The 7,427-nt window shown below is 38.4% G+C and carries 8 protein-coding genes; 3 read left to right on the top strand and 5 right to left on the bottom strand.

Annotation, left to right across the window (positions count from 1 at the left end; translation table 11 throughout):
* Positions 1-608: 608 nt before the first annotated feature.
* The 4 genes from NF867_RS10345 to NF867_RS10330 are packed head-to-tail and all read right to left on the bottom strand — an operon-like array spanning position 609 to position 3,583.
* Positions 609-974, bottom strand: a complete 366-nt coding sequence (locus tag NF867_RS10345) for a CoA-binding protein (RefSeq protein WP_252587779.1) — start codon at positions 972-974, stop codon at positions 609-611.
* A 27-nt stretch (positions 975-1,001) separates the two neighbouring features.
* Complete coding sequence (locus NF867_RS10340; RefSeq protein ID WP_252587778.1) at positions 1,002-1,481, bottom strand: DinB family protein; 480 nt, start codon at positions 1,479-1,481, stop codon at positions 1,002-1,004.
* Between the two features lies 1 nt (position 1,482).
* Complete coding sequence (locus NF867_RS10335) at positions 1,483-1,977, bottom strand: hypothetical protein (protein WP_252587777.1); 495 nt, start codon at positions 1,975-1,977, stop codon at positions 1,483-1,485.
* A gap of 52 nt (positions 1,978-2,029) precedes the next feature.
* Positions 2,030-3,583 carry an NAD(P)/FAD-dependent oxidoreductase gene (locus NF867_RS10330; RefSeq protein ID WP_252587776.1) on the bottom strand — a complete coding sequence of 518 codons (1,554 nt, stop codon included), beginning with the start codon at positions 3,581-3,583 and terminating at the stop codon, positions 2,030-2,032.
* Positions 3,584-3,695: 112 nt separating this feature from the next.
* Between NF867_RS10330 and NF867_RS10325 the strand changes: the two genes are divergently transcribed.
* From NF867_RS10325 to NF867_RS10315, 3 genes are all read left to right on the top strand, one after another.
* The gene (locus tag NF867_RS10325; protein ID WP_252587774.1) at positions 3,696-4,277 is read left to right on the top strand and encodes a LemA family protein; all 582 of its coding nucleotides are present in this window, start codon (positions 3,696-3,698) and stop codon (positions 4,275-4,277) included.
* 88 nt (positions 4,278-4,365) lie between these two features.
* On the top strand, positions 4,366-4,797 hold the full coding sequence (locus tag NF867_RS10320; RefSeq protein WP_252587773.1) for a TPM domain-containing protein: 432 nt from the start codon (positions 4,366-4,368) through the stop codon (positions 4,795-4,797).
* Positions 4,790-5,581, top strand: a complete 792-nt coding sequence (locus NF867_RS10315) for a TPM domain-containing protein (protein WP_252587771.1) — start codon at positions 4,790-4,792, stop codon at positions 5,579-5,581. Before NF867_RS10320 ends, NF867_RS10315 begins: the two co-directional genes overlap by 8 nt.
* Before the next feature lie 351 nt (positions 5,582-5,932).
* Here NF867_RS10315 and dnaA read toward each other — a convergent pair whose 3' ends face one another.
* Complete coding sequence (gene dnaA / locus NF867_RS10310; protein WP_252587770.1) at positions 5,933-7,360, bottom strand: chromosomal replication initiator protein DnaA; 1,428 nt, start codon at positions 7,358-7,360, stop codon at positions 5,933-5,935.
* Positions 7,361-7,427 lie beyond the last annotated feature (67 nt).

Below are 7,427 nucleotides of genomic sequence, written 5' to 3'. Positions count from 1 at the left end.
AACCCGTTGGTTAATCCTTCGTGGATACTTCAGGAATCGAACCTGTTTGCCTTTCGGCGTCCTCTTTATCCATCTTTCTTTTTTCGCTTTCGACCTTCCGTCTCAGCGGGGCTGCAAAGGTAAGCTTCTTTTTTGTTTTCGCAAGAATTATTTTTTATTTTTTTTCTCGCCTTTCTGCTTTCTCCTTATCGCTATCCCTGTTTTTCAATTCCTTCGTCTCGATGACTTACTCATCTAAACCCCGTCGTTTCGGGAGTGCAAAGGTGAAAAATTTTTTCGCTTTTGCCAAATTTATTTTAAAATAAATTTCAGCTCCGTTTCAACCTTTTCTTTACCGGCTCCCGCTGCTCTTTTCCCCTGCTCCTGCCTGTAAACCACCCTTTCAATTCCTGCCGCCCTCCTTCCGATTGCGGAGTGCAAAGGTAGAAACTTTCCCTCCCCTGCCAAACTCTTTTTACCTTTTTAGGCAATACGATCCCTAAAGGGCTGATCGTGTGGGAGAAAAAATGAACTATTATTCAGAATAAATGTTTTTCCACCTGCTTTACTCTATATAAGTCATGTTAATAAAGGAGAAGAAGCAGATTTATTGGTTAAAAGAAGCTGATTTAATAATCGCCAATGGAAAGTAAAACTAAGGTACAGGCCTGTTCGTAACCAATTCCCTTTTGGGTAAGCATTTGCTGAAACTCCGGATTTTCTGTTCCAGGGTTAAAAATAACCCGTTCAGGTTTGGTCTTTAATATATAATCGTAATATACCGGTTGATGAGCTGGCCCAACATATAAGGAGATAGTATTTATATCAGAATGAATAATTTCAGGTTTTTCAATATCCACTCCGGCAACAGATCCTTCCTTTAACCCCACCGCTACTACAGGATGATGATGCTGAACCAATCTGTTTATAGCTTTAAATGCATATCTCTCTGGATTAGTCGAAGCTCCTAATACAAGGGTTTTCTTTTCTGACATAAAAATGTAATGTTAAATAACTAAAATCTAATTGAATTTTGACAGCAAAGCAATTTGTCCGGCATGATAGGCATGATGTTGGGCTAAGCCATGGAGCATTTCTGTAAATGTGATACCGGTTCCTAAAGATGCATCATTATTATTTCCTACAATTCTACCAAAACTCTCATCCGGAAAATCACTTATATTATTCAGTAGCTCTTGGTGGGCATTTAATAACTCAGATACAATTCGGTTCCATTTCTCAGCATTTAGATCATCCCAAACAGGCCAATCACCCCTGGAAGGAAGTGAAGGAGGCTTACCTTCCATCCTTTCTGCAACTTCTTCAGTCCAAGAAAGAATATGCAAGACCAATTCAGCAATAGAATGAGCATTGGGGATTGGTCGTTTAACTGCATCAGCTGAGGTAATATTATTCAATATTTGTTTTAATGAAGCGCCATGCCAGGGGTTTCCTTTTATGGCAGCATCAAGTTCTTTTATTAGCAGTTGTTTGGTAGACATATTATTGTTGCAAATAAGTTATACGATCGGGCGAATTATTGTTCAGCAGCAGATTGGTTAAGGATTGCACCTTCACTCTGGAAAGGATATTGTCTTCCAATTTATCGGCCCAAGCTTTCATATATAAAGACACATGCCAAGAATTATTAAAATTTAGTGGTTTATACGACTCGTTAATCCGTCTCAAGACATCCAAATCTGACAAACGCTCAAGATGTGCTAAATCTTCAATCGAGAGACCGGCTTGCAGCAAGTCAAAGATTAAATTATCTATAGGATAACCAGAACTCGGACAATAACCATTCAATTGCTCAGACCAATCACCTGCACGGGCCATAGCATTTTTATGAATCTCATTGGAGGTAAATCCTGTAAGTTTCTGTGCTAAAAAGCCACAGTTACAGCTTCCCATATGGCCCCATTGATACTTAGGATTAGCTGCAATATCATCAGCAACTTCTCTTAAGGCTATTATTAATTTCAATTGCTTATCCATACACAATTGTTTTTAATAAAATTAACGCATTCTGACCAAAGAAGTTTAGCCTTTATCCATTAATTGCATTAAAAGCAGCTTCAGCACATTTAACCCCATCAATTGCTGCCGAAACTATTCCTCCGGCATAACCGGCGCCTTCTGCACAAGGGTATAAACCTTTTACTTCGGGGTGTTGTAATGTATCTTTATCACGTGGGATACGTACAGGTGAAGAAGTTCTGGATTCAACTCCTACTAAAACCGCTTCATTTGAAAAATACCCTTTCATCTTTTTGTCGAATAAAGGCAAAGCATTTCGCAAACTCTGACTTACAAAGGATGGCAGTACTTCATATAAATCAGCACTACTAATTCCAGGCAAATACGAGCAATCAGGCAAATCTTTGGATACTTTCTTATTGACAAAGTCGACCATTCGCTGTGCGGGAGCCTTTAACAATCCACCGCCAATAACAAATGCTTTCTTTTCAATCTCCTGCTGGAATTTTAAGGCTGCTAATGGGTCACTATCCGCGTTTGCAATATCTTCTAAGTTAATCTGTACCACCGTTCCGGAATTGGCATACGGATTATTTCGTTTTGATGGCGACCAACCATTCACCACAATTTCCTTATGGTCAGTAGCACACGGAGCAATAATTCCACCAGGACACATACAAAAAGAAAATGCTCCACGGCCATTTACCTGCTCTACTAAACTATAATAAGCAGGAGGCAAATTATCATGGCGCACTTCACAACGATATTGTGCTTTATCTATTAATGCTTGTGGATGTTCTATTCGAACGCCCAATGCGAATGGCTTTGCCTCGATCAGGATATTTTTTTGGTGGAGTAGATAAAAAATGTCACGCGCTGAATGGCCGGTAGCCAAAATCACATGTGCAGCACTAAAACTTCCTTTGTTGGTTTTTACGCTCTTAATGGTCCCAAACTCGACTTCAAAATCATCAACCCTTGTATCAAAATGAACCTCTCCGCCGGCATTCAAAATGCTTTCGCGCATAGAAACAATAATTTGGGGAAGCTTATTAGTACCAATATGTGGGCGCGCATCAATTAAGATATCTTCAGCGGCTCCGTGAGCCACAAAGGTTTCTAAAACCTTATTAACATCACCGCGTTTGGTTGAACGGGTATATAACTTACCATCTGAATAAGTACCAGCACCTCCCTCTCCATAGCAATAATTGCTCTCCGGATTAACAATACCTTCTTTATTAATGGCAGCTAAATCTCTTCTTCGTGTTTTTACATCCTTGCCACGCTCCAACACAATAGGCTTCAAACCTAATTCAATCAACCGCAAAGCGGCAAACATTCCGGCAGGCCCTGCACCAATAACCAAAACAATCGGTTTATCTTTAACATTTTTATAATCGGAATGAAACACAAAAGGAGCAGGAAGGTCCTGATCAATATAGACACTAATTTTTACGCGGTAAACCGTAACCTTAGAGCGTGCATCAATAGACCGTTTATCAATTGTAAACCCCTTAATTCGCTTTGGGGATAATTGCAACTCGTTGGATAGTTGTTTTAGAATATGCTGCTGATCATGAATAAAATCAGGCAGAATTGTCAGTTCAAGGTCTTTAATCATCTTTTTTGTCAGATAGTTATTCTGAAATTGATGCAAAATTAAAAGAATTAAAGCGTATTAATGCCCTTGCATAAATTTTGTAGATTTGATTGGAAAATTTTTAACCAGTTCTATGAAAAAAGGTACAATAGGCATAATTGCCATTTTAGTTCTGATTTTTGGAATGGGCGGATGCAGCTATAATAGCATGGCACGCTTAGATCAGGATGTTAAACAACAATGGGGGCAAGTTGAAAACGTTTATCAACGCCGATCAGATTTGATTCCGAATTTGGTAAACACTGTAAAAGGATATGCCAACTTTGAAAAAGAAACCTTAACACAGGTAATTGAGGCTCGTTCTAAAGCTACAGCAGTAAATGTTGATGCCAGCAAATTAACACCAGAAACTTTTCAGAAGTTTCAACAAGCACAGGATGGATTAAGCTCTGCTTTAAGCCGATTAATGGTCGTGGTAGAAAAATATCCCGACTTAAAAGCAAACGAGAACTTCAAGGAATTACAGGCACAGTTAGAGGGTACTGAAAACCGTATTGCAACCGAAAGGAATAAATTCAACGAGAGTACAGGTAATTTTAATAGAGAAGTTACAACTTTGCCAGGGAAATTATTTGCAGGAATGTTTGGTTTTCCAGAGAAACCGTACTTCAAGGCTCAGCCGGGAAGCGAAAAAGCTCCAACTGTACAGTTCTAAACTTAAACCTGAAGGTATTAAAAGACTGAATATGAGGATTTGTGGGCAATTCGCAAATCCTCTTTTTTATCCTTTAAAACATTAAAACATGCCATTTCTTGAAGAACAAAATAAAAAAATAGTAAAGGAAGCCATTAAAAAAGCTGAAGCCATTACATCAGGTGAAATACGTGTTTGTGTTGAAAAACATTGTAAAGAAGATGTTTTGGACAGGGCGGCTTATTATTTTAAGCAACTGGAAATGCATAAAACCAGCCAGCGAAACGGTGTACTTATTTACTTAGCTACCGAAGATCGCAAATTTGCCATTATTGGCGATGTAGGTATTAATATGAAGATAGATTTTGGTTTTTGGCATGAAACCAAGGAGGTAATGCTTGCTCATTTTAAACAAGGACTGCTTATTGAAGGCCTTGTTAAAGGAATTGAAAAAGCAGGTAATGCGCTTGGGCAATTCTTTCCTCCAATAAGCGATAACAAAAATGAACTTTCAGACGATATCTATTTCGGCAATGAATAAACTTAAATTATTAATAACCTTCTCCCTTCTTCTCTTTGCATCAATTGCATTTAGTCAGGATATTCCTGACGCCCCTAACCCTCCTCGTCTTGTAAATGATTATACGAATACCCTATCATCAGAGCAAAAGGCGCAGTTAGAACACAAGCTGGTTGCTTTTAATGATTCTACTTCTAATCAGATTGCGGTAGTCATTATTCCTTCCCTCAATGGATATGAAATTGCTGATTACGCAGTTAAGTTAGGGCAGAAATGGGGTGTTGGTCAAAAAGAAAAGCGCAATGGCGTTGTGCTTTTAGTATCATTAGGTGACCGAAAAGTATTTATAGCAGTAGGCTATGGACTCGAGGGAGCCATACCCGATGCTTATGCCAAGCGGATAACCTCTACCATTATTAAGCCTGAATTTAAAGCCGGAAACTACTTTAAAGGAATTGATGATGGAACAGATGCAATCATGAAGTTCGCTTCTGGAGAATATAAAGTTGACGCGAATGATGTTGTTCCGGGCAAAAAAGGAAAAGGATCTGGTATTTGGATCTTCTTTGTGGTGTTGGGAGGAATTTTAATCTTCTCTTTGCTCAGAAGAAGAAGTTATCAGCATATAGCCAACAGGGGCTCGGGATCAAGCTTGCCATTTTGGATGTTAATGAATATGATGGGCAATAGCGGTGGAAGAAATAGCGGAGGTGGCGATTGGGGAGATTTTAGTGGCGGTGGCGGTGACTTTGGCGGCTTCGGTGGTGGTGATTTTGGCGGCGGTGGCGCCGGCGACAGTTGGTAAATCCTTAATAAATTAAAATATAATTGATTCATTTTCAATTATTTATTAACTTTAACCTTCCTGATGAGAATCAGGATACTAACGGTACCACAGAAGTTAATATTCTGGAAGTTTCTGCCAAACCAGGGTACAGGTAAGGTAATTTATCATTAGGAGTACTTAATATTTACTCTTGGTGTATTGAGTCTGTTAGATCAGATTTAATTATAAAGTGATCGTTAAAAAATTAGTGATCAGTTTGAATTAAAGGGATTTAACAGACTTTTTAATTGAATGGACTTATAAAATCAAAGCCTTCCCGATGAATCAGGAAGGCTTTATTTATAAAACTCATTAAGTATATGCTTAGTATTAGCTCATTTTGAGCTTTTTCTGAATGTCTTGCACCCAGTTTTTAAATTTCTTGTCGGTTTCGATAAGGTCTTCAACCGTTTGACAGGCATAAATAACCGTTGAGTGGTCACGTCCTCCATAAAACTGCCCTATAGATTTTAGAGAAGCTTTGGTATGGCTCTTTGCCAAATACATCGAAATTTGACGAGCCTGTACAATTTCGCGTTTACGTGTTTTCGATTTAACCATGTCTAATGGAATCTCAAAATACTCGCAAACCAGTTTCTGAATATACTCCATCGAAATCTCTTTGGTTGAATGCTTAATAAAGTTTTTAAGCATTTGTTTAGCCAAAGGCAGGTCAATTTCCTTACGATTAAGGGTTGAATGCGCTAATAACGAAATTAAAGCGCCTTCCAGCTCACGAATATTATTATCAATATTATGAGCCACATATTCAATTACATCCTGCGGAAGTTGAATGCCGTCCGCTTTCATCTTCATTTGAAGGATAGAAACACGGGTTTCGATATCTGGTACCTGTAAATCAGCTGATAGTCCCCATTTAAAACGCGACAACAAACGCTCTTCTAAACCAACTAAATCTTTCGGAGCTTTATCGCAAGTCATAATGATTTGCTTACCGCTGGTATGTAAGTGATTAAAGATGGTAAAGAAAATATCCTGCATCTTCTCTTTTCCAGAGAAAAACTGGACATCATCGACAACAAGCACATCAATTAACTGGTAAAAATTGACGAAATCGTTGATGGTGTTATTTTTCAATGAGTCAACAAATTGTTGCCCAAATTTTTCAGCCTGAACATATAAAACAAGCTTATCAGGATACATGGTTTTTACCGACGATCCGATAGCCTGAGCAAGGTGAGTTTTCCCTAAACCAGCTCCTCCATAAATAAACAGTGGATTAAATGAAGTACCTCCTGGTTTTTGAGCTACAGCAAAGCCCGCCGATCGCGCCAATCGATTGCATTCTCCTTCTACAAAATTATCAAATGAGTATTTGGCGTTTAACTGCGGATCGATATTCAGCTTTTTCAATCCTGGAATAACGAAAGGATTTTTAATCGATTCATTAATATTAACAGGCATTGGTACCGGCTGATTTTTCAACTCTCCATTATTATTGGTTGGATAATTAACTGTATACGGATTTTTAGAACCCGAAGACTTATCCATTACAATATTGTACTCTAAACGACCATCAGATCCCAACTGATGTTTAATGGTTTTACGAAGCAACGAAACGTAGTGCTCCTCTAACCATTCATAGAAGAAAACGCTAGGCACTTGTATAGTGAGAACGTTGGTATCCAACTTCAAAGCTTTGATTGGCTCGAACCAAGTTTTGAAACTTTGAGATGGCACATTGTCTTTTATGATTTTGAGACAGTTCTCCCATACAGAATGACAAGTTCTATCCATATTCATTAGGTAAAACAGTATAAATTATTGATTTTGAATGAGTGGGAAATGAGAGCAAAGTTTCCCG

Origin of the sequence: Solitalea agri (assembly GCF_023914155.1) — a bacterium.
GTDB classification, from domain to species: Bacteria; Bacteroidota; Bacteroidia; order Sphingobacteriales; family Sphingobacteriaceae; genus Solitalea; species Solitalea agri.
This window is presented reverse-complemented; position numbering and strand designations above follow the sequence as displayed.